Annotated in this window: 18 protein-coding genes and 1 pseudogene; 8 read left to right on the forward strand and 11 right to left on the reverse strand. The window is 69.6% G+C overall.

Annotated features, from left to right (window positions below; translation table 11 throughout):
• Positions 1 to 44: 44 nt before the first annotated feature.
• From pbpC to EV148_RS14115, 5 genes are all read left to right on the forward strand, one after another.
• On the forward strand, positions 45 to 2390 hold the full coding sequence (gene pbpC, locus EV148_RS14095) for a penicillin-binding protein 1C (protein ID WP_131999355.1): 2346 nt from the start codon (positions 45 to 47) through the stop codon (positions 2388 to 2390).
• Between the two features lie 8 nt (positions 2391 to 2398).
• Positions 2399 to 2617 (forward strand): hypothetical protein, encoded by a 219-nt coding sequence (locus EV148_RS14100; protein ID WP_131999357.1) that lies wholly within the window; start codon positions 2399 to 2401, stop codon positions 2615 to 2617.
• A 76-nt stretch (positions 2618 to 2693) separates the two neighbouring features.
• Complete coding sequence (locus tag EV148_RS14105) at positions 2694 to 3194, forward strand: EF-hand domain-containing protein (RefSeq protein ID WP_199222791.1); 501 nt, start codon at positions 2694 to 2696, stop codon at positions 3192 to 3194.
• 1 nt (position 3195) lies between these two features.
• Positions 3196 to 4068 carry an HvfB family MNIO-type RiPP peptide maturase gene (locus tag EV148_RS14110; RefSeq protein WP_131999361.1) on the forward strand — a complete coding sequence of 291 codons (873 nt, stop codon included), beginning with the start codon at positions 3196 to 3198 and terminating at the stop codon, positions 4066 to 4068.
• Positions 4052 to 4825, forward strand: a complete 774-nt coding sequence (locus EV148_RS14115) for an HvfC family RiPP maturation protein (protein WP_131999363.1) — start codon at positions 4052 to 4054, stop codon at positions 4823 to 4825. Before EV148_RS14110 ends, EV148_RS14115 begins: the two co-directional genes overlap by 17 nt.
• Positions 4826 to 4856: 31 nt before the next feature.
• On the opposite strand, the gene EV148_RS14120 is transcribed toward EV148_RS14115, so the two are convergent.
• Both EV148_RS14120 and EV148_RS14125 read right to left on the reverse strand, forming a co-directional pair.
• Positions 4857 to 5762, reverse strand: a complete 906-nt coding sequence (locus tag EV148_RS14120; protein ID WP_131999365.1) for a sensor domain-containing protein — start codon at positions 5760 to 5762, stop codon at positions 4857 to 4859.
• Complete coding sequence (locus tag EV148_RS14125) at positions 5759 to 6118, reverse strand: PadR family transcriptional regulator (RefSeq protein WP_131999367.1); 360 nt, start codon at positions 6116 to 6118, stop codon at positions 5759 to 5761. The genes EV148_RS14120 and EV148_RS14125 overlap by 4 nt, the downstream gene beginning before the upstream one ends.
• A 126-nt stretch (positions 6119 to 6244) precedes the next feature.
• Between EV148_RS14125 and EV148_RS14130 the strand changes: the two genes are divergently transcribed.
• The gene (locus EV148_RS14130; RefSeq protein WP_158287479.1) at positions 6245 to 7813 is read left to right on the forward strand and encodes a tetratricopeptide repeat-containing sulfotransferase family protein; all 1569 of its coding nucleotides are present in this window, start codon (positions 6245 to 6247) and stop codon (positions 7811 to 7813) included.
• A 7-nt stretch (positions 7814 to 7820) separates the two neighbouring features.
• Here EV148_RS14130 and EV148_RS18985 read toward each other — a convergent pair whose 3' ends face one another.
• Positions 7821 to 8015, reverse strand: coding sequence for a hypothetical protein (locus EV148_RS18985; RefSeq protein ID WP_241988111.1), 195 nt, complete (start codon positions 8013 to 8015; stop codon positions 7821 to 7823).
• A gap of 132 nt (positions 8016 to 8147) precedes the next feature.
• Positions 8148 to 9352: pseudogene (locus tag EV148_RS18995) on the reverse strand (ABC transporter transmembrane domain-containing protein); the annotation flags it as partial.
• 353 nt (positions 9353 to 9705) lie between these two features.
• On the opposite strand from EV148_RS18995, the gene EV148_RS14140 reads away from it, so the two are divergent.
• Positions 9706 to 10416 (forward strand): PDZ domain-containing protein, encoded by a 711-nt coding sequence (locus tag EV148_RS14140; protein WP_131999371.1) that lies wholly within the window; start codon positions 9706 to 9708, stop codon positions 10414 to 10416.
• A gap of 40 nt (positions 10417 to 10456) precedes the next feature.
• Here the strand turns inward: EV148_RS14140 and EV148_RS14145 are convergent, their stop codons facing one another.
• The 5 genes from EV148_RS14145 to EV148_RS14165 form a co-directional block, all read right to left on the reverse strand.
• Positions 10457 to 14419, reverse strand: coding sequence for an InlB B-repeat-containing protein (locus EV148_RS14145; RefSeq protein ID WP_158287480.1), 3963 nt, complete (start codon positions 14417 to 14419; stop codon positions 10457 to 10459).
• A gap of 52 nt (positions 14420 to 14471) precedes the next feature.
• The gene (locus EV148_RS14150) at positions 14472 to 14993 is read right to left on the reverse strand and encodes a GNAT family N-acetyltransferase (RefSeq protein WP_241988104.1); all 522 of its coding nucleotides are present in this window, start codon (positions 14991 to 14993) and stop codon (positions 14472 to 14474) included.
• A gap of 132 nt (positions 14994 to 15125) precedes the next feature.
• Positions 15126 to 15644 (reverse strand): phage tail protein, encoded by a 519-nt coding sequence (locus EV148_RS14155; RefSeq protein WP_131999377.1) that lies wholly within the window; start codon positions 15642 to 15644, stop codon positions 15126 to 15128.
• Between the two features lie 9 nt (positions 15645 to 15653).
• Positions 15654 to 16172 (reverse strand): phage tail protein, encoded by a 519-nt coding sequence (locus EV148_RS14160; protein WP_131999379.1) that lies wholly within the window; start codon positions 16170 to 16172, stop codon positions 15654 to 15656.
• 9 nt (positions 16173 to 16181) lie between these two features.
• On the reverse strand, positions 16182 to 16694 hold the full coding sequence (locus tag EV148_RS14165; RefSeq protein ID WP_131999381.1) for a phage tail protein: 513 nt from the start codon (positions 16692 to 16694) through the stop codon (positions 16182 to 16184).
• Positions 16695 to 16840: 146 nt separating this feature from the next.
• On the opposite strand from EV148_RS14165, the gene EV148_RS14170 reads away from it, so the two are divergent.
• Positions 16841 to 17254, forward strand: a complete 414-nt coding sequence (locus tag EV148_RS14170) for a DUF6916 family protein (RefSeq protein WP_131999383.1) — start codon at positions 16841 to 16843, stop codon at positions 17252 to 17254.
• Here EV148_RS14170 and EV148_RS14175 read toward each other — a convergent pair whose 3' ends face one another.
• Together EV148_RS14175 and pnp are read right to left on the reverse strand one after the other, a co-directional pair.
• On the reverse strand, positions 17255 to 17563 hold the full coding sequence (locus EV148_RS14175) for a DUF6916 family protein (RefSeq protein WP_131999385.1): 309 nt from the start codon (positions 17561 to 17563) through the stop codon (positions 17255 to 17257). It lies immediately after the preceding gene.
• A gap of 168 nt (positions 17564 to 17731) precedes the next feature.
• Positions 17732 to 19834: a polyribonucleotide nucleotidyltransferase gene (gene pnp, locus EV148_RS14180; protein ID WP_131999387.1), complete on the reverse strand. Its 2103-nt coding sequence runs from the start codon at positions 19832 to 19834 to the stop codon at positions 17732 to 17734.
• Positions 19835 to 19935 lie beyond the last annotated feature (101 nt).

Raw genomic sequence — 19935 nt, forward strand, 5'->3', positions numbered from 1 at the left:
GGCCGTGGGATGGCCGGTCGCCGGGCAAACACGCAACGGGGTCGATGAAGACGCGCATCGTCAAGCTACTCCGCGGTGCGGCCACCCTGCTCCTGTGCCTGTTGGTGCTCGCCGTCGTGCTCGACCGCCTGTTCCCGCTGCCGCTGCCCGACGGTTCGCGCGGCAGCACGGTCGTGCTCGCACGTGACGGCACGCCGCTGCGCGCGTTTCCGGACCGCGACGGCGTCTGGCGCTATCCGGTCGCCGTCGAAGACGTCTCGCCGCTCTACATCCAGGCGCTGCTCACCTACGAGGACCGCTGGTTCTGGCGCCACCCCGGCGTCAATCCGCTCGCGCTCGCGCGCGCGTTCGCGCAATGGATCGTGCACGGGCGCCTCGTTTCCGGCGGCTCGACGCTGACCATGCAGGTCGCGCGCATCCTCGACGGCACGCCGCACAGCACGCTCGGCAAGCTGCGCCAGATCGCGCGTGCGCTGCAGCTCGAGGCGCACCTCTCCAAGCGCCGGATCCTCGCGCTCTATCTCGAACGCGCGCCGTTCGGCGGCACGATCGAAGGCGTCGAGGCCGCGTCGTGGGCTTACCTCGGCAAGCCTGCCTCGCGCCTCTCGCGCGCGGAGGCCGCGCTGCTCGCGGTGCTGCCGCAGATGCCGAGCCGGCTGCGGCCCGACCGCAACCCCGATGCCGCGCGCGCCGCCCGCGACAAGGTGCTCGCGCGCATGGCCGACCTCGGCGTGTGGACGCGCGCGGAGGTGGACGATGCACGCGTCGAGTCGGTCGCCGCGCGCGCACTGCAGCCGCCGCTGAGCGCGGCGCTGCTGGCCGAACGCCTGCACGCGGAACGACCGCGCGAACGGCGCATCACGACGACGATCGACGCCGAGTTGCAACGCGCGCTCGAGGCCCGCGTGAGCGACTACCTCGGGCGCCTGCCCGAACGCACCTCGGCCGCCCTGCTCGTCGTCGACAACCGTACGCTCGAAGCACGCGCCTATGTCGGCTCGGCCGAATTCGGCGACGAGCAGCGGCTCGGCCACGTCGACATGGTGCGCGCGTGGCGCTCGCCGGGGTCGACGCTCAAGCCGTTCCTCTACGGCCTCGCGCTCGACGATGGATTGATCGACTCGGAAAGCCTGCTCGTCGACGCGCCGCAGTCGTTCGGCGGCTACCGGCCGGGCAACTTCGACCTCGCCTACAACGGGCCGATCGGCGCCGCCGAAGCGTTGCGCCTGTCGCTCAACGTGCCCGCAGTCGATCTCGTCGACCGCATCGGCCCGGCGCGTTTCGCCGCACGCCTCGCCAATGCCGGGCTCGACCTGCGCCTGCCGCGCGGCGCCGAACCGAATATGTCGGTGATCCTCGGCGGCACCGGCGTGCGCATGGAGGATCTCGTCGGCGCCTACACGGCGTTCAACCGTGGCGGCGTCGCCGGTCGCGTGCGCTACGCGCGCGACGACGCGACGATCGACCGGCGCATCCTCTCCGAAGGCGCGGCCTGGATCGTGCGCGACATCCTCGAGGCGAACCCGCGCCCGGGCTATGCGCCGGGCACGTTCGATCCCGGCACGCGACCGCGCGTGGCATGGAAGACCGGCACGAGCTACGGCTATCGCGACGCATGGGCGGTCGGCGCGACGCGCGCGTACACGGTCGCAGTGTGGATAGGCCGCCCCGACGGCACGCCGCTGCCGGGCCAGTACGGCGCCGTGACCGCCTTGCCGCTGATGTTCCAGGTCGTCGACAGCCTGCCGCGCAACGCGATCGCCGCCGCGCCTTCGCCACCACCGCCGAGCGTGAGCCAGCGCGAGGTGTGCTGGCCGCTCGGGCTCGCCTTCGATCCCGCGCACCCGGAGCTGTGTCACCAGAAGCATACGGCCTGGGTGCTCGATGGCGTGGTGCCACCGACGCTCGCCGAACGCGACGCGACGAGCTGGAGCGCGGGCCTTCTCCACCTGCGCATCGACGCGGCCACGGGCGAGCGCCTCGGCCCCGGCTGCACGCGCAAGCACATGCGCGAGATCGAGGTCGCGCGCTGGCCTGCCCTCGCCTATCCATGGCTGTCGCGCGACCTGCGCCGGCGCGCGAGCCTGCCCGCGCTCGCGCGTGGCTGCGCCGACGACGGCCTCGGCACGACCCTGCCGCTGCGCATCGACGGCATCGGCCCCGACGCTGCGATCGCGCGCGCGCCCAACAGCAGCACGCCGGCGACCCTGCATCTGCGCGCGCTCGGTGCGACGGGCGAGGTGCAATGGCTCGTCAACGGCCGTCTCGCCGGCAGCACGCAAGGTGCCGGCGTGTTCGCGCACGCATTCGAGCAGACCGGCCCGCAGACGATCACGGCGCTCGCCGACGGCGGCGCCTGGGCGCAGGTGCGGCTGCGCGTACTGCGCTGACGAAAGGAATGGCGGCGGCTTCCGGTCTCTCCACCCGACCGGCGACGATGATGCTGCACTGCATCGTCGGCGCGTCGTGCAAGGAAGCGCCCGCGACCACGGTCCTGTTCGCCGTACGCGACCATTGCAGTGCAGCAATCGACGAAGCGTTCGCCGCCAGCGGCGAAGCGTGGCATCGAAAGCGACCGTTGCGGGTCGAATACGCCGCGTTGACGCAAACGCGCTAACGTAGAGAGGCCAGTCGCCGGACGCTCGGCGCAATCAACGGGCTCGCGCCCATCATCCACCATGGAGATCACTCGAATGTCCAGCAAGATCGGCAATACCCTCGGCGTCGCGATCGGCGCAGCGTTCATCGGTTCGCTCTCGCTGAGCCAGCTCGCCGCGGCCAGCCCGGCGTTCCAGGCCAGCGACCTTGCGACCGGCTACATGCTCGCGGCCGCGGGCGAAGGCAAGTGTGGCGAAGGCAAGTGCGGCATCGAGAAGATGGACAGCAACAAGGACGGCAAGGTGTCGATGGACGAGATGAAGGCGATGAAGACCGCCAATCTCGAACAGCACTTCAAGGAAGCCGACACCAATGGCGACGGCTTCATCGACAAGGCCGAAATGGACGCGCACCACGCCGCGATGAAGAAGAAGGGCCACGAGGGCTCGTGCGGCGGCGACAAGAAGAAGGCCGAGGGTTCGTGCGGCGGCGACAAGAAGAAGGCGGAAGGCTCCTGCGGCGGCGACAAGAAGTCCGCCGAGGGCTCGTGTGGCGGCCACAAGGACGCCGAGGGCAGCTGCGGCGGCGCCCGCTGAAATGTCCTTCCGTAGTCCCGCGCTGCACGGTGCAGGACTCGGCCTGCGGCGGGCCCTGCTGGGCCCGCTGCAGGAACACCTCGCGACCGCCGAGGCCGGCGAGCGCGCGATCGATTTCCTCGAGATCGCGCCCGAGAACTGGATCGGCGTCGGCGGCAAGCTCGGCCGCATCCTGCGCGCGCTGACCGAGCGCCATGCCTTCGTCTGCCATGGCCTGTCGCTCTCGCTTGGCGGTCCGGAACCGCTCGACGAAACGCTGCTCGCGCGCATCCGCCGGCTGCTCGACACGCACGGCATCGCGCTCTATTCCGAGCACCTCTCGTATTGCTCCGACGACGGCCACCTCTACGACCTCATGCCGATCCCGTTCACCGAGGAAGCGGTGCGCCACGTGTCCGCGCGCATCCGCCAGGCGCAGGAGGTGCTCGGCCAGCGCATCGCGGTCGAAAACGTCTCGTACTACGCCGCGCCATCGCCGGCGATGACGGAGATCGACTTCGTCAACGCGGTGCTGCGCGAAGCGGACTGCGACCTGCTGCTCGACGTCAACAACATCCACGTCAACAGCGTCAATCACGGCTACGACGCGGCCGCGTTCCTCGATGCGCTGCCCGGTGAACGCATCGCCTACATCCACGTCGCCGGCCACTACGTCGAAGCGCCGGACCTGCTCGTCGACACGCACGGCGCGGCAATCATCGATCCGGTCTGGCAGCTGCTCGCGCGCGCCTACCGCAATTTCGGCGTGCGGCCGACCCTGGTCGAACGCGACTTCAATTTCCCGCCGCTCGCCGAACTGCTCGGCGAAGTGCGCATGATCCATGCGATCCAGGCCGACCACGGGAGCGCGACGCGCGATGTCCGCAGCGCCTGATGCCGGCTTGCGCGCGACGCAGTACGCGTTCGCCGCGCACATCCGCGATCCGCGCCACGCACCCGCGCCCGCGGACGTCGAGGCGCGGCGGATGGCGATCTACACCGAGCTGTTCTTCAACAACGTGTCGAACCTGCTCGCGGCGAACTTCCCGGTGATCCGCCGCCTGCACGACGATGCGGCCTGGATCGAGCGCGTGCGCGCGTTCTATCGCGACCATCGTACGCACACGCCGCTGTTCACCGAGATCGCGCGCGAATTCATCCGTCATCTCGAAACACGCGCGGAGGCGGGCGCAGGCGATCCGCCGTTCCTGGTCGAACTGGCGCACTACGAATGGAGCGAACTCGCGCTCAGCCTCGACGAGGCGGACCCTGGCGCGATCGACTGCGACCCAGACGGTGATGTCCTCGCCGGCGTGCCCGTGCTGTCGCCGGTCGCGCGCGTGCTCGCCTACCGCTGGCCGGTGCACCGGATCGGGCCGGATTTCGTGCCCGCGGAACCCGCACCGCAGCCGGTCCTGCTGCTGCTCGTGCGCGACCGCGACGACGAGGTGCGCTTCATCGAGATCGACGCGCTGTCGGCGATGCTCGTCGAACGCCTCGGCGCGAATCGCGATCGCCCGGGCGCAGCCTGCATCGACGACCTGCTGGTCGAACTCGGCCGCGCGGGCGATGCGGCACTGGCATCGTCCGGTGCCGCGATCCTGCGCCGCCTGCGCGCGCGCGACGTCATCCTCGGCACCATCAAGGCCTGAGCCGGCACGCGCGCGCCGGCCCGGCGGCCCGTCACGACGCCGACGACTTCACCAGCAGGTGCTTGGCGAGCGCACCCTGCAGGCGGCCGACGCCGCGCGCGAGATGCAACACCGCGAACGGCAGCACGATGCCGAGCAGCAGCGCGAGCGGCATCATCACGATCGGCGGCACGATCGATCGGCCGTCGAGGTAAATGCCGCCCTCGATGAGGCCGAACTGCGCCAGCAGCAGCGCGAACGGTCCCGCGACGAGGCCCACGGACAGGCTGATGCCGACCACCGCGAGCGTGAAGTAGACGATGCCGAGCGGGAGCATCAGCACCATGTACAGCAGCGTCGACCACGTGCGCGGATCGGTGAACATCGCGCCGATGCGCGCGCGCCACGACAGCTCGCGATCCGTGTACGGCGGCCGGCGCGGCATGCGCTCGCCGAGCATGACCTCGACGATGCGTCCCTCGACCAGGGCGAGTACGCGCACGGTACCGAAGAACAGTACCGCGAACGCGATGCCGAAGATGAGGATCGAAAGACCGAGCGAGAGCGACAGGCCGGTCACCGCCCACGTGAAGTAGAAGATGCCGGTCGCGAGCGAAAGCAGCATGTAGAACAGCGCCGCGTACGCGCGCGGGTCGGCGGCGACGCCGAAGAAGCGACCGAGCGCGCTGCGGCGCGGCGGTGGCGACGGCTGGCGCAGCGCCTGCTGCACGACCTGCTCCTTGTCGACGTAGATCGCCGCGACCTCTTCGGGCGCGCCGTAGCTGTTGGCGATCTTCGCGAGCACCTCCGCCTCGGACCTGCCGGGGTTCTCGGCGAGTTCGGAGCGCAGGTGGTCCTCGGCGTCGTAGAGCGCGTCCTGGATCAGCGCCGGGTCGGCGCCGCCGAGCGCGGCGCGCAGCTGCTCGAGGTATTCCCTGATCGTACGTGGCGTGCTCATGTGCCCTCCAGCACGGTGTCGACGAAATCGCGGGTCGCGGTCCACGCGTAGCTCCATTCATCGAGGACGCGGCGCCCGAGCGGCGTGATGCGGTAGTAGCGGCGCGGCGGCCCCGCGACCGAGGGTTCCACTTCGCTGGCGAGCAGCCCGGCCGCGTCGAGGTTGCGAAGCACGGGGTAGAGCGCGCTCTGCTTGCCGCTGAGCACGCCCTCGCCGGTCTCGTCGAGCTGCTTGGCGATCTGGTAGCCGTACATCGGCGCCCGCGCCCGCGCGAGCACCGCGAGCAGCACGAGCGAGACGATGCCCGCGCTCAGCTCCTTGTGGAACTTCCACAGATGGGTTTCGGTGGCGACCATGCCCTGACCTTCACCTCCGTATAGGCTCAGGTGGACTATAGTGTTCAGTTCGCACTAGCGGACGGGCCGGAAGTCATGCATCCGCCCCGGCATGGTCTAATGCACGTTTTCCCGTACGGCCCGCACATGATCGAACGACTCGACGGCCTCTCCGGCATGGCCTGCCAGTTGCTGCAGGAAGCGACTGCCGCACTGCAACGCCGCGACGCGGCGACGACCCTGCAGCGCGCGACCGCGCTGCACGCGCTCGCCCCGAAGCACCCCGAATCGCTGCGCCTGTTCGCTGCGATCGCTCGCCTGCAGGGGCGCGCCGAGGACGCGATCGCCCTGCTGCGCGAGGCGGCCGCGGCGCGGCCCGCGGACACACTCGTGCTCGGCAACCTTGCGCATGCGCTGGCCGAGCGCAACCGCTTCGACGAAGCGATCGGGTTGCTGCGTCGCTGCGTCGCCGCGGAGCCCGCCAACCACGGCCACGCGCTCGCCCTCGCGCAGATGCTCGAGCGCGCGGACGACATCGAGGCCGCCGCGGCCGTCCTGCGCGATGTCCTCGACCAGCGACCGGCGCTGGTGCCGGCACGGCTCGCGCTCGCGCGCACGCACTTCATGCTCGGCCGCACCGACGAGGCGATCGCGCAGTACCGCCGCGTACTCGCCGACGCACCGGACACGGTCGCCGCGTGGTACGGCCTGTCCAACCTGCGCGAACCGCCGTTCGACGACGACGATGTCGCGGCGATCGAACGCCTGCACGCTCGCGCCGACCTGCCCGACCACGCGCGTGCGTCGATCGGCTTCGCGCTCGCGCGCGCGTACGAGGCACGCGGGCGGCATGCCGATGCGTGGCCCGTGCTGGAATCGGCCAATGCGACCTGGCGCAAGCACCAGCATTGGGACGGCGCGAAGATGTCCGGGCACGTCCGCGCGACGACCGCCGCATTCGCGGGCATGCCGGCCGGCGACGGCGAGCGCGGCGCCGGGCTCGTTTTCATCGTCGGCCTGCCGCGCAGCGGCTCGTCGATCGTCGAGCAGATCCTGGCCGCGCATCCGGAGGTGTCCGCGGGCGGCGAACGGCTCGACCTGCCGACGATCATCCGCGAGGAATCGGAGCGTCGCGAGCGCGATTTCCCGGCGTGGGTCGCCGATGCGGGCGACGCGGACTGGGCGCGTCTCGGCGACGACTACCTCGGTCGCATCGACACGGCGCGCGCCGGCCGGCGCGTGTTCACCGACAAGGGCCTGCTGAACTGGCTCTACCTCGGCGCCCTCCGGCGCATGCTGCCGGGCGCGCGCTTCGTCGATTGCCGTCGCGATCCGCTCGAGACCTGCATCGCCTGTTACCGGCAGATGTTCGCGCGCGACCTCGGCTTCGCCTACGACATCGACGATCTCGCACGCTTCTGGCACGACTACGACGCCGCCATGGGCCACTGGCGCGCACTGCACGACGGCGCGATCCTCGCGGTGTCGCACGAGCAGCTCACGGCGGCGCCGGACCAGCATATCCGCCGCCTGCTCGAGTTCTGCTCGCTGCCGTTCGACGAGCGCAGCCTGCGCTTCCACGAGTCGACGCGCGGCGTGCGCACGCTCAGCGCCGAGCAGGTACGCGAACCGCTGCGGGCGAACACCGCGCGGGCATACCTCTACGGCCACCACGTCGACCGCCTGCGCGCATTGCTCGCCGCCCGACCGGATTGACCGAGGCTCAGTCGCCTTCGTCCTCGGCGAAGATCGGCGCGTCATCGGCGTCGGCGACGAACTGGCCCTGCCCGTCGAGTTCGGCGAACAGGCCGCCCAGCGCGACGAGTTCGTCGTAACGCCCGTGCTCGGCGAGCTCGCCGTCCTTGAGCACGAGGATGATGTCCGCGTTGCGCACGGTCGAGAGGCGGTGCGCGATCACGAACGTGGTGCGATTGCGCGTGAGCGTGCCGAGCGCGCGCTGGATGCGTGCCTCGGTCGCGTTGTCGAGCGCGCTGGTCGCCTCGTCGAGGATGAGGATCGGCGCGCCCTTGAGCATCGCGCGTGCAATCGACAGGCGCTGGCGCTCGCCGCCCGACAAGGAGCGGCCGCGTTCGGCGACGAGGGTCGCATAGCCTTCGGGCTTGACGACGATGAAGTCGTGCGCCTCGGCCGCGCGAGCGGCGGCCTCGATCTGCTCCTGCGTCGCATCGGGATCACCGATGCGCAGGTTGTCGGCGATCGAGCGGTAGAACAGGCCGGGGTCCTGGAACACGACCCGATCGCGTTGCGCAGCGAATGCAGGCTCAGGCTGCGGATGTCGATGCCGTCGATGGCGATGCGCCCCTCGCTCGGATCGTACGCGCGGCAGAGCAGGCTGAGTGCCGTGGTCTTGCCCGCACCGGTGGGACCGACGAGCGCGACCGTGCCGCCGGCGCGCACGCGGAACGAAAGGTGCTTGAGCGCCGGATGCGATGCGTCGTAGCCGAACGACACGTTTTCGAACGCGACCTCGCCGCGGACGGGCGGCAGGTCGGGCGCGCCCGGCTGTTCGTGCAGCGTCGCCGGCGTGTCGAGCACGGCGAAGAAATCGCCGAGGGAGTGCGTCTGGAAAAACAGGCCCGAGACGAAGCCGGCGAACTGCTCGAGCCGGCCGATGAGCATCATCGCGAAACCGACGAAACTGACGATCGCGCCGACCGTGACCTCGCCCTTGAGGTTGAGCGACGTGCCGAGCGCGAAGATCGCGACGATCGTCAGCGTGCTCGCGGCGCGGTTGGCGACCGACAGCCAGGCCCAGCCGCGCAGCACCGGGTATTGCGCGGCGAGCGCGCGCCGCATCAGGTCGCGGATCGCCGCGACTTCGGCGCCGAGCCGCGTGAAACTCTGCACGACCAGCACGTTGCCGAACACGTCGCCCGCGCGCTCGGAGATCGCGTGATGCAGTTGCTCGACCTCGCCCTGTGCCTTGTGCGTCCTGCGCATCGCGATCGCATTGAACACGGCGAAGCTGGCCATGAGCATGATCATCAGCAACGCGAGCTTCCAGTTGATGCGCAATGCGAGCGGCACCATCACGACGATCGACAGCAAGGTCGCGAGATGCTCGCGGAAGAAGCCGAGCCAGAGGCCGAACAGGTTGCCGCTGCCCGCGTGCATGATGCGCAGCAGGCGACCGGTGTGGTGCTGCCCGTGGAACGAGAGCGGCAAGGCGATCGCGTGCTCGAAGAAGCTCGCGATCGCGGCCTGGCGGCGGCGATGCGCAAGCCGGTCGGGCATACAGCGACACCCATACGCTCGCCGCGACGCCGCCGAGCCCCGCTCCGGCCCAGGCCCAGATCAGGCGCCATGCGCCCTGCTTCTCCGGCGCCGCGAGCGCGTCGACGACCTTGCCGAACAACCACGGCTCGAGGAAGTACACGCCGGCGAGCGCAAGGTTGGCCAGCGCGAGCGTCACCGCGAGCCACTTCTCCGGCGCGAGCAACGCGATCACGCGAAAGTAGATGCGCAGCATCGGCATGGCATGCTTCCGATCGCACGTTGATGAATCGTAGCAAACGCGCGTGCGTCGACGCCTTGACCGGCGCCGGCTCGGGGCGAGAATCGAACTTCCCCTGCCACCGGACCCCGCCATGTTCCGTCGCCTCGCCCTGTTCGCCGCGCTCGCCCTCGCCGGCTGCGCCGTCGCGCCTTCCCACGCACCGCCCGGCACGCCGGGGAGCGAACCATCCGGCGCGGACATCCGCTACGACGCCCTGCCTGGCCGCGACGCCCGGACCGTCGCGCGCATGCGCGCCGCGCCACCGCCCGGGCAGGCGGCGATCGAAGCCGCACGCGATGGCGAGGACGCACGCCTCTCGGCTCAGGGTTACGTGCGCATCGGACGCGGCCATTTCCCGGTCGAGCGCATCGGGCGCGACCGCGAGGAAGACGCACGCGCGGAGGCGCGGCGCCAGGCAGCGGCGAACGGCGCCGAACGCGTGCTGCTCGCGCCGCCCGCGAGCACGGCCGACGCGGCGTGGATCGCCGACTACTACGTGCGCTTCCGCTTGCCGTTCGGTGCATCGTTCCGCGACCTGCGCGAGCGCGAGCGCGAGGCGCTCGGCGCGCAGGGCGTCGCGATCGGCACCGTCGTCGGGGGCACGCCGGCGTCGCGCGCGAACCTCCTCGGCGGCGACTACGTGCTCGCTGTCGACGGCAAGCCGGTCGCCGGCCGCGCGGATTTCCAGCAGCAGCTCCAGCGCAGCGCCGGTCGCACGATCACGCTCACGCTCGTGCGCAACGGCGAAAAGCTGCGGCGGATGGTGAAGCTGGACGCGATGCCGGCTGCGGGCGGGTACTGACCACGGTGCCGCCGGAGCGATCGCTCCGGCGGCGCATGGCTCATTCTTCGCAGCCGCGCGGCGAGGCCAGCGTGAGGCTCGCCGGCGAGAGGCCGGCGGGCAGCGGCAATTCGAGCGGCGCCTGCGCGCCTTCGAGCAGCAGCATCGAACGGTCGGCACTGGTCGCGATGCCGAGCGCGAGCACGGCGCCGGCAGGTACCGGTACCCACGCCGTCGCCCGTTCGGTGCCGTCGCGGGCGGTCGCGACCAGGCGCAGCTCGGGTATTGCATCGATATCGAGGCGCTCGACGCGGATACCGCTCGAGGCCTCGCCACGCGCGATGAGGACGACGTCCATCCCCGCCACCGGCGCCGTCCGCGCCAGGGTGAACACGTGCGTCGTGGCCAGGTCGAAGCGTCGTGCTTCGCCGCCCGCCGTGCCGCAGGCAAGCGCGTCCTCGCCGGCCGCGTCGGTTTCCGCGCCGTCGCCGTACGGCACGTCCATGCCGGTGCGGAAGATCACGATCGTGTCGTGATCGGTCGCGCTCGCGGGTGACGGGCCGCCGACGTCGACGGTGTAGTCGATCACGCCGATGGGCGCATCCACGCGCACCGGCGCGGTGACGACCCAGGTCAGCGTGCGGCCAGGCGGCAGGGCGACACCGGTATCGTTCAACGCACCCGAGCCGCTCGCCTGGCAGACCGCGCCGCCACCGGCACCGTGGCAGGCCCAGCTCGTCGAAACCGTGTCGATCTGCGGCGGCGACACGTTCGTCACGCTGACGCCGGTCGCGGTGCCTTCGCCGTCGTTGGTCACGCGCACGAGGTAGGTGAGCAGCGTGCCGTAACGCACGTAGTCGCGATTGTCGGTGACGCTCACCGTGAGATGCGGCACCGGCGGCGCGCAGGTCACGGCGACGTCGGTGATGTCCGCGCCCGCCAGCGTGCCGTTGCCGCCCGTGACCGAACACAGCTGGGTCGGACCGTTAGGCTGCTGGCCGACGGTGACTTCGTAGGCGGTGAGGTCGTCGAGCGCCTGCGGGAACACGAACGAACCGTTACCCGGGATCGGCAGGTCGTTCGCGCCGTTCAGGCGCAGCACGAGACCGGAGCCGATCAGGCCGGAGACGTTGCCGCCGATCGTGTGCGTGTCGATCCCGAAGTTCGCGATCACCGTGCAGTCGGCGACGACGGCGTCGGTGGTGTAGACATCGCCCGCGAGGCTGCCCCCGCAGGTGCCGGCGACGTCGACGAGGTGATGGCTCGATGCGGGCGTGAGCGTGAAGCTCGTCGTCGCGCCATGGTCGACGGACTGCGGCGTCGACGGGCTGATCGTGCCGCTGCCGCTGCCCACGCTCGGCGTCACCGTGTGCGTGTCGATCGCGAAGGTCGCGACCACCGTGCAGTCGGCGTTCACTGCGTTCGTCGTGTAGACGTTGCCCGCGAGCGTGCCGCCGCAGGTGCCGCCGACCGGGGTCACGATGTGGTAGTTCGGGTCGGGCGCCAGCGTGAACGACGTCGTCGCGCCGTGGTCGACCGTCTGCGGCGTCGACGGGCTGATCGTGCCGTTGCCGCCGTCCACGCTCGGCGAGACCGTATGCGTGTCGATCGCGAAGCTCGCGATCACCGTGCAGTCGGCGACGACAGCGTTGGTCGTGTAGACGTTGCCCGTGAGCGAGCCGCCGCAGGTACCCGTCACGCTACCCACGTGGTAGTTGGCTGCGGGTGCCAGCGTGAACGATGTCGTCGCGCCGTGGTCCACCGTCTGCGGCGTCGACGGACTGATCGTGCCGTTGCCGCCCGTCACGCTCGGGCTCACGGTGTGCGTGTCGATCGCGAAGCTCGCGATGACCGTGCAGTCCGCGTTGACCGCATTCGTCGTATAGACGTTACCGGCGAGGCTGCCACCACACGTACCGGTGACGTTGCCGACGTGGTAGTTCGCCGCGGGCGCCAGCGTGAAGCTCGTCGTCGCGCCGTGGTTCACCGTCTGCACCGTCGAGGGGCTGATCGTACCGTTGCCGCCGTTCACGCTCGGCGTCACCGTGTGCGTGTCGATCGCGAAGCTCGCGATGACCGTGCAGTCGGCGACGACGGCGCTGGTCGTGTACACGTTGCCGGCGAGGCTGCCGCCACACGTGCCGGTGACGTTGCCGACGTGGTAGTTCGCCGCGGGCGTCAGCGTGAAGCTCGTCGTCGCGCCGTGGTTCACCGTCTGCGCCGTCGACGGGCTGATCGTGCCGTTGCCGCCGGACACGCTCGGCGCCACCGTGTGCGTGTCGATCGCGAAGCTCGCGATGACCGTGCAGTCGGCGACGATCGCGCTGGTCGTGTACACGTTGCCGGCGAGGCTGCCGCCGCAGGTACCGGTGACATTGGCGACGTGGTAGTTCGCGGCCGGTGCCAGCGTGAAGCTCGTGGCGGACCCATGGTCGACCGTGACCGGCACCGCCGGGCTGATCGAGCCGTTGCCGCCGGAAACGCTCGGCACCACCACGTGCGTGTCGATGGCGAAGTTCGCGACGACCGTGCAATTGGCGACGACCGCATTGGTCGTGAACGTATTGCCGGCCAGGTTGCCACCGCAGGTGCCGCCGACGCCGGCGATGTGATAGTTGGCCGCCGGACTCAGCGTGAAGCTCGTCGTCAAGCCGTTCGTGACGACCTGCGGCGTCGATGGCGAGATCGTGCCGTTGCCGCTGCCGACGCTCGGCGTCACGACGAAGGTCGCCGGCGCGAACGTCGCGACGCAGGTGCGCGCGCCCGTCATCGCGACGGTCGTCGTCGGGTTCGCACCGCCGACACAGGCACCGCTCCATCCGCTGAACAGCCAGCCCGCATTCGGCGTCGCGGTGAGAGTCACGGTCGGCTGCACTTCGCCGTCGTAGTACGCCGTGCAGCTGCCGGTGCAGTTGCTGATGCTGCCGATCGTCGGCGCCGGCGTCGCCGCGGCGGACGCGCTGCCACCGCCATCGATCGTCACGGTCAGCGGGGCCTGGCGGTACTCGACCGCGCCGATGTCGCAGTTGATGCCTTGCGGGCGCGTGAAACCGCGCTGGTCGGTCGTCTCGCACGAGCCGCCGCCCTGTTCGAGCAAGGGGCTGGTCGGTTGCGGCAGCTGGGTCGGCGTGGTGCCGCCGTTGTTGGCAAGCGCGCCGAGCAGCGTGTCGGTGCCGTTGGCGAGGTCGCTGGCGACATAGCCGGTGCCGTCGCCGCGCGTGCGCACGAGGTTGTGGCCGGCCGAAACGAGCCCACCGCCGAACGCACCGTGCAGGTCCGGATTGGTCGGCGTGCCGCCGCCGGTGCTGCCGCCACTGACGACGCTACCCGAAAGATCGAGCACGGCCGCGGCGCTACCCTTGTAGACGTTGCCACCACTCTCGCCCGCGCTGTTCGAGGTGATCGTGCTCTGGCGGATCGAGGCCGTGCCGTCGTTGAAGCTGACGCCGCCACCGCTGCAGGCATTGGCCGTGTTCGCGGTGATCGTGCTGTTGACGATCACCAGGCTCGACCCGTTCGTTTCGCTGCGGATCGCCCCGCCACCCGCGCAACCCGAATCCGTCACCGCGTTGCCGTTGAGCGTGCTCGCGCGCAGCGTGAGCGAGCCTGCGTTGTAGACCGCACCGCCCGCATCACCGGCGCTGTTCGCCGTGAGCACCACGCCGTCGAGCGTGAGCCAACCGAGGTTCTGGATCGCGCCGCCGCGTCCACCCGAGCCGGCCGAGCCGTGCGTGAGCGTGAGGCCCGACACGTTGGCCGAAGCCCCGGCCGCGACCGTGAAGATGCGACCGGCGTTGCTGCCGTCGACGGTCAGCTGGTTCGCGCCGGGTCCAGTGATCGTAGTGCCGCTCGGGATCGCGATCGCGCCCGAGGTCAGGATGATCGTGCCGCTCACGCCGAACGTGACCGTGCCACCGGCGGCGACGACGGCGCGCAGGCTGCCCGCACCGCTGTCCGCGGTCGTCGTGACCGTGCCGGCCAGCAACGGTCCGGCGCCGAGCAGCAGCGCCAGGTTTGCGGCCATCCGCACGAGGCGGGTTCGATCCAATGTGCGATTCATGAGTGCTTGCCCCTGTTCAAGCCGCCTTTTCCGCGCGCGGTGCACGCGGCCGGCGTTCCATCAATCGGTAGACCGGACCGCCTTCGTCGACGAACTCGAAGCCGTGACGCAGATACAGACGCTGCGCCGGATTGGCGTGCTCGACGTGGATCTGCATCGTGAGCGCATCCGCATCCGCCTCGCACGCGAGTGCCTCGAGCAGGCGCGTGCCGATGCCGCGGCCGCGATGCTCCGGCAGCAACGCGATGTCGATGATGTCGAGCGCGCCGGGCCGACGTTCGACGTAGAGTCGCCCGACGTCCTGCCCGTCGCAGGTCACGACGCGGAAGCGCGACGTGTCGTAGTTGCGCCAGTAGTCGGTGTGTTGCGCCACGTGCTGCATGCGGAGGAAGGACTCCAGCTGCGCCTCGCTCCAGCCGAGCGGGGCGAGTTCCTCGATGCGCGTGCCCGCGTAGATGCGATAGAGCAAGGCATCGTCATCGGCGCGCAGCTCGCGCAGGACGGGGTCCGGCGGCAATGGCGCGTCGGCTCTGCTCACGGGCGAACCGGGAGGACGCGCACGGCCGCGGCGCACGGATCGACCGCGGGACACGGTCCGACCTCGCTGCATGGCACGACGCCGGTACCGGACATGTGGGTTTCGCCGATGGACGGTTCGGACATGCCGGCCTCAATTGCGCGCGGGGAAGATGCCTTCGAGGGCAATGCAGAAATTGACCACGGCATAGGGCTGCATGTTGTTGTGCGCAAAGCCATTGCCTGCCAGTCCCATGCTTTGCGGCGACAGCGACGTGGTCGGGCCGAGGCCACTGGCGTAGATGCTCTCCGCGCCCTGTGCGAACGACGAGTTCTCCGCATTCGCGCGGTCGGCGCGCGAGCCCTGCGCGCGGAGCTGATGGGTATGTCCCGGCACCTGCTGCAAGGTGAGCGTGACGCTCTCGCTGCCGCCGCGCTCGCCGATGTCGCGCGGCGTCAGGCCCGGCCCCTGGCCCTGGTGCATCGGCGAGCGCGACCGCAGGTCGGGCAAGGCGAACGTGCTCGTGCCATTGCCGCCGTAGTACGTGCCGAGCAGGGAGAACAACGCGCTGTTCTGGCTGATCGACATGACCTGGCCGCTGCACGTGGCCCACCGGCGCGGGGCGAACGTGCAACCGAAAATGCGGATTTCACCGAGGAAGGGCTGGGTCATGGCCGGCGCTCAGTTGCGGGAAGGAAAGACGCCGTAGAGGGCGATCACGAAATTGATGCAGAGGAACGGGTGCATGTTCGGATGCGGCTGGTTGCCGCCCACGGACGTGACCTGCTGCGACGCCATCTGCACCGGATTGCCCGTGTCGTGCGTGTACACGTCCGCCTCGCCGGAACCGAGCATGTTCCCTCCGGGCAAGTTCGTGCGCGTGCCGTCGCGCGCGACGTTGAGGGAGTGCTGGTGAGGCGGCATCTGCGGCACCGACAGCGTAACCGTCTCGACACCGGCCCTCTCGCCGAGCGTGTAGGACGACAGCCCTGCCCCGGTGCCGCGATGCAGCGGCAGGCGGCCACGCAGGTCGGGCAGTGCGAACGTCGTCTGGCCGTCCCCACCATAAGTGGTGCCGATCAGCGCGAACAGTGCGTCATACTCCGATATCGCAAGCAGCTGGCCGTTGCAGGCCGCCCACCCGGCTGGCGTGAACGAAAAGCCGACCATGCGGATTTCACCGAGGAAAGGTTGGGACATGGCGCGTGCTCAGTTGCGGGACGGGAAGACGCCCACCAGGGCGATCGCGAAATTGAGGGTCAGGTACGGCTGCAGGTTGGAATGCGGTGCGCCGCTCCCGCTGCCCCCTGTCAGGGTGGCGGAAAACGTCTGCGTAGCACCTGCACGGTAGGGCTTGGTCGTCGCCGGCGTGGCCAGCAACGCATTGGATGGCCCGCCCAACGGGACTGCGCTCGTGGCGGCCAGTCCATGCTGATGCGACGGAATTTCGTTGATTGTCAACGCGTGCGATTCGGTGCCGCCGAGCTCGCCGAGCGACCGGGAGGTGAGGCCGGGGCCTTGCCCCGCGTGCATGGGCACGCGCGATTGCATGTTCGGCAGGGCGAAGTTCGTCGTCCCGTTGCCGCCGTAGATCGTCCCGAGCAGGGAGAACAGTGCCGCGTTCTGGTTGATCGGCAGGATCTGTCCGTTGCACATCGCCCAGCCGCGCGGAGCGAAGTCGAACGGGAACATGCGGATCTCGCTCATGAACGGCGTCGTCATCGGTATTGTCCCCTGTGCCACTGCCCGGCAGAACGTCCGAACCCGTGCATGGTAGGCGCTGTGCAGGCGCCAACTCAAGCGCGCGCGATTGCGCGGCTGCGCCGGGGCGGATTAGACTCGACGGCGTTCAAGGGGAGTCGAACACCATGCCGCAGCGCCGCCGTTTCCTGCTCCAGCTCGGTGCCGCATCGGTCGCGTTGTCGCTCGGCAAGGCAGGCGAGGTGCTGGCCGCCGCCCCGGCGTCGGCGCCCGCAGCAGCCGACTTCAGCGTGTCCGCATTCGCGCCCATGGTCGGGCGGCCCTTCAAGCTCGTGCGCGACGGCGCCTCGGCGGACCTGCGCCTGGCGCGTGTCGTCCCGCTGAAGAACGCGCAAGGCCATGCCGACGAGAAGCGCGCGCGCGAACGCTGCTTCACGCTCGTGTTCCGCAGCGAGCAACCGTCCGCGCTCGAGGAAGGCATCTACGAGTTCAGCACCGCGGGCAGGCCCGCCTTCAGTGCGTTCATGTCGCCGATCCTCGGCGACAAGCGCAGCTACCAGGTCGTCTTCAGCCAGGTCTGATCAGGCCGCGCCGATCGCGCGGTTGAAACACGCCTCGTACACGACCTGCCCGCCCTCGATGCCGATCGGCACGAGGAAGATCTGGCGCACGGGTTCACCGTCGAACACGACGTCGTACAACCCCTGCTGCGGCGCGCCGTCGGCACGGAACAACAGCGCGAACTGCTCGTAGCCCTGCCGTTCGCGGCGCTCCTCGACGTCGCTGAGCACGCCCGCGCGTTCGCCGCCGCCGTCCTCCGGTTGCGCGATCAGCCGGCACGGGCGGCCGGCCAGCGCAGCGAAATCCTCATGGCGCATCGATGCAGTCATCACGGCAACTCCTCACGGGATGAAGTCTAGCAGGCACGTGCGGGCGCGCTTGCTCGACGATCGAGGGAGCGCGGCCGCGGCTGGCGCCCCTCCGCGCGTGATCGCCGACGCAGGAACGAAAAAGGCGGGCACGAGGCCCGCCTTTTCCGGTACGAATGGAACCGATGATCAGGCCGCGCCTTCTTCCTCGGCCACCGCCTTCATCGACAGGCGGATGCGGCCCTGCTTGTCGACTTCGAGCACCTTGACCTTGACGATGTCGCCTTCCTTGAGCTTGTCGGAAACCTTCTCGACGCGCTCGTTGGAGATCTGCGACACGTGTACGAGGCCGTCCTTGCCCGGCAGGATCGTCACGAACGCGCCGAAGTCCATCAGCTTGGCGACCTTGCCCTCGTAGATGCGGCCCGGCTCGACGTCGGAGACAATCTGCTCGATGCGCTTCTTCGCCGCTTCGCCCGCATCGCGGTTGACCGAGGCGATGATCACGGTGCCGTCGTCGTTGATGTCGATCGTCGCGCCGGTCTCGTCGGTGATCGAGCGGATCGTCGCGCCGCCCTTGCCGATCACTTCGCGGATCTTGTCCGGGTGGATCTTCATCGTGATCAGGCGCGGCGCGTACTCGCTCATTTCCGCGCGGGGCGTGCTGATGACCTTGTTCATCTCGCCGAGGATGTGCAGGCGACCGCGCTTGGCCTGCTCGAGGGCGACCTTCATGATCTCCTCGGTGATGCCATCGATCTTGATGTCCATCTGCAGCGCGGAGATGCCGTCGGCGGAACCGGCGACCTTGAAATCCATGTCGCCGAGATGGTCCTCGTCACCGAGGATGTCGGACAGGACGACGAAGTTCGAGCCTTCCTTGACCAGGCCCATCGCGATGCCGGCGACCGGCGCCTTCAGCGGCACGCCCGCATCCATCATCGCGAGCGAGGAGCCGCACACCGACGCCATCGACGACGAACCGTTCGACTCGGTGATCTCCGAGACGACGCGCAGCACGTACGGGAACTCGTCGATCCCGGGCTTGACCGCCTGCACGCCGCGCTTGGCGAGGCGGCCATGGCCGATCTCGCGTCGCTTCGGCGCGCCGAAGCGGCCCGCTTCACCGACCGAGAACGGCGGGAAGTTGTAGTGGAACAGGAACGGATCCTTCGACTCGCCTTCCGGCGCGTCGATGATCTGCGCGTCACGCGTGGTGCCGAGCGTGCAGACGACGATCGCCTGCGTTTCGCCACGCGTGAACAGCGCCGAGCCGTGCGTGCGCGGCAACACGCCGACGCGCACGGTGATCGGGCGCACGTCGTCGAGGTTGCGGCCGTCGATGCGCACCTTGGTGTTGAGCACGCTGTCGCGCATGGTGCGGTATTCGAGTTCGGCGAACTCCTTGGCGAGGTCCGCCGCGGCCCAGCCCTTCTGCTCGGCTTCGGCCTTGAGCGACTCGAGCACGTCGGCCTTGATCGCGGCGATCGCATCGCGGCGCTGCAGCTTGTCGCGCACCTGGAAGGCTTCGGCGAGCTTGGTGCCGACCGCGGCCTTGAGCGCGGCGACGAGCGCATCGTTGCGCGGCGGCGGCTGCCAGTCCCACGACGGCTTGGCGGCCTCGGTCGCCAGTTCGGCGATCGCGCGGATGACGACCTGCATCTGCTGGTGGCCGAACATGACCGCACCGAGCATGACATCTTCGCTGAGCAGCTTGGCTTCGGACTCCACCATGAGTACCGCATTGGCGGTGCCGGCGACGACGAGGTCGAGGTCGGAGGCCTTCGTTTCGGTCGTGGTCGGGTTGAGCAGGTACTTGCCGTTGGCGTAGCCGACGCGCGCGGCGCCGATCGGACCCTTGAACGGGATGCCGGCCAGGCTGAGCGCGGCCGACGCGCCGATCATCGCGGGGATGTCGCCGTCGATCTCGGGATTGAGCGAGAGCACCTGCGCGATGACCTGCACTTCGTTGCGGAACTCCTCCGGGAAGAGCGGGCGCACCGGGCGGTCGATCAGGCGCGAGGTGAGTGTTTCCTTCTCGGTCGGACGGCCTTCGCGCTTGAAGAAGCCACCCGGGATGCGACCGGCCGAGTAAAACTTCTCGACGTAGTCGACGGTGAGCGGGAAGAAGTCCTGCCCCTCGCGTGCCTTCGGCGCCGCGACCGCGGTCACGAGGACGACGGTGCCGCCCATGCTGACCATGACCGCGCCGGTCGCCTGGCGGGCGATTTCGCCCGTCTCCAGCGTGACCGTATGCGCGCCGTACTGGAACGACTTGGTTACTTTCGCCACGTTGTTAGTCCTGTCTGGAAGGCGCATTCCCCATGGAACGCGCTCGTGCTTCACTTGAAGAGTGCGGCCATGGATGGCCGCTCTGGAATTTCATGTTGCGT

The organism is Dokdonella fugitiva (genome assembly GCF_004342425.1).
In the GTDB taxonomy this organism is placed as follows: Bacteria; Pseudomonadota; Gammaproteobacteria; order Xanthomonadales; family Rhodanobacteraceae; genus Dokdonella_A; species Dokdonella_A fugitiva.

Coding starts and splice junctions, on each gene's coding strand:
- EV148_RS14155 (WP_131999377.1), bottom strand. CDS start 15,644: ATGACCCAGCCCTTCCTCGGTGAAATCCGCATTTTCGGTTGCACGTTC.
- EV148_RS14170 (WP_131999383.1), top strand. CDS start 16,841: ATGCCGCAGCGCCGCCGTTTCCTGCTCCAGCTCGGTGCCGCATCGGTC.
- EV148_RS14160 (WP_131999379.1), bottom strand. CDS start 16,172: ATGTCCCAACCTTTCCTCGGTGAAATCCGCATGGTCGGCTTTTCGTTC.
- EV148_RS14165 (WP_131999381.1), bottom strand. CDS start 16,694: ATGACGACGCCGTTCATGAGCGAGATCCGCATGTTCCCGTTCGACTTC.
- pbpC (WP_131999355.1), top strand. CDS start 45: ATGAAGACGCGCATCGTCAAGCTACTCCGCGGTGCGGCCACCCTGCTC.
- EV148_RS14130 (WP_158287479.1), top strand. CDS start 6,245: ATGATCGAACGACTCGACGGCCTCTCCGGCATGGCCTGCCAGTTGCTG.
- EV148_RS14175 (WP_131999385.1), bottom strand. CDS start 17,563: ATGACTGCATCGATGCGCCATGAGGATTTCGCTGCGCTGGCCGGCCGC.
- EV148_RS14125 (WP_131999367.1), bottom strand. CDS start 6,118: ATGGTCGCCACCGAAACCCATCTGTGGAAGTTCCACAAGGAGCTGAGC.
- EV148_RS14110 (WP_131999361.1), top strand. CDS start 3,196: ATGTCCTTCCGTAGTCCCGCGCTGCACGGTGCAGGACTCGGCCTGCGG.
- EV148_RS14120 (WP_131999365.1), bottom strand. CDS start 5,762: ATGAGCACGCCACGTACGATCAGGGAATACCTCGAGCAGCTGCGCGCC.
- EV148_RS14145 (WP_158287480.1), bottom strand. CDS start 14,419: ATGGCCGCAAACCTGGCGCTGCTGCTCGGCGCCGGACCGTTGCTGGCC.
- EV148_RS14100 (WP_131999357.1), top strand. CDS start 2,399: ATGGCGGCGGCTTCCGGTCTCTCCACCCGACCGGCGACGATGATGCTG.
- EV148_RS14140 (WP_131999371.1), top strand. CDS start 9,706: ATGTTCCGTCGCCTCGCCCTGTTCGCCGCGCTCGCCCTCGCCGGCTGC.
- EV148_RS14105 (WP_199222791.1), top strand. CDS start 2,694: ATGTCCAGCAAGATCGGCAATACCCTCGGCGTCGCGATCGGCGCAGCG.
- EV148_RS14115 (WP_131999363.1), top strand. CDS start 4,052: ATGTCCGCAGCGCCTGATGCCGGCTTGCGCGCGACGCAGTACGCGTTC.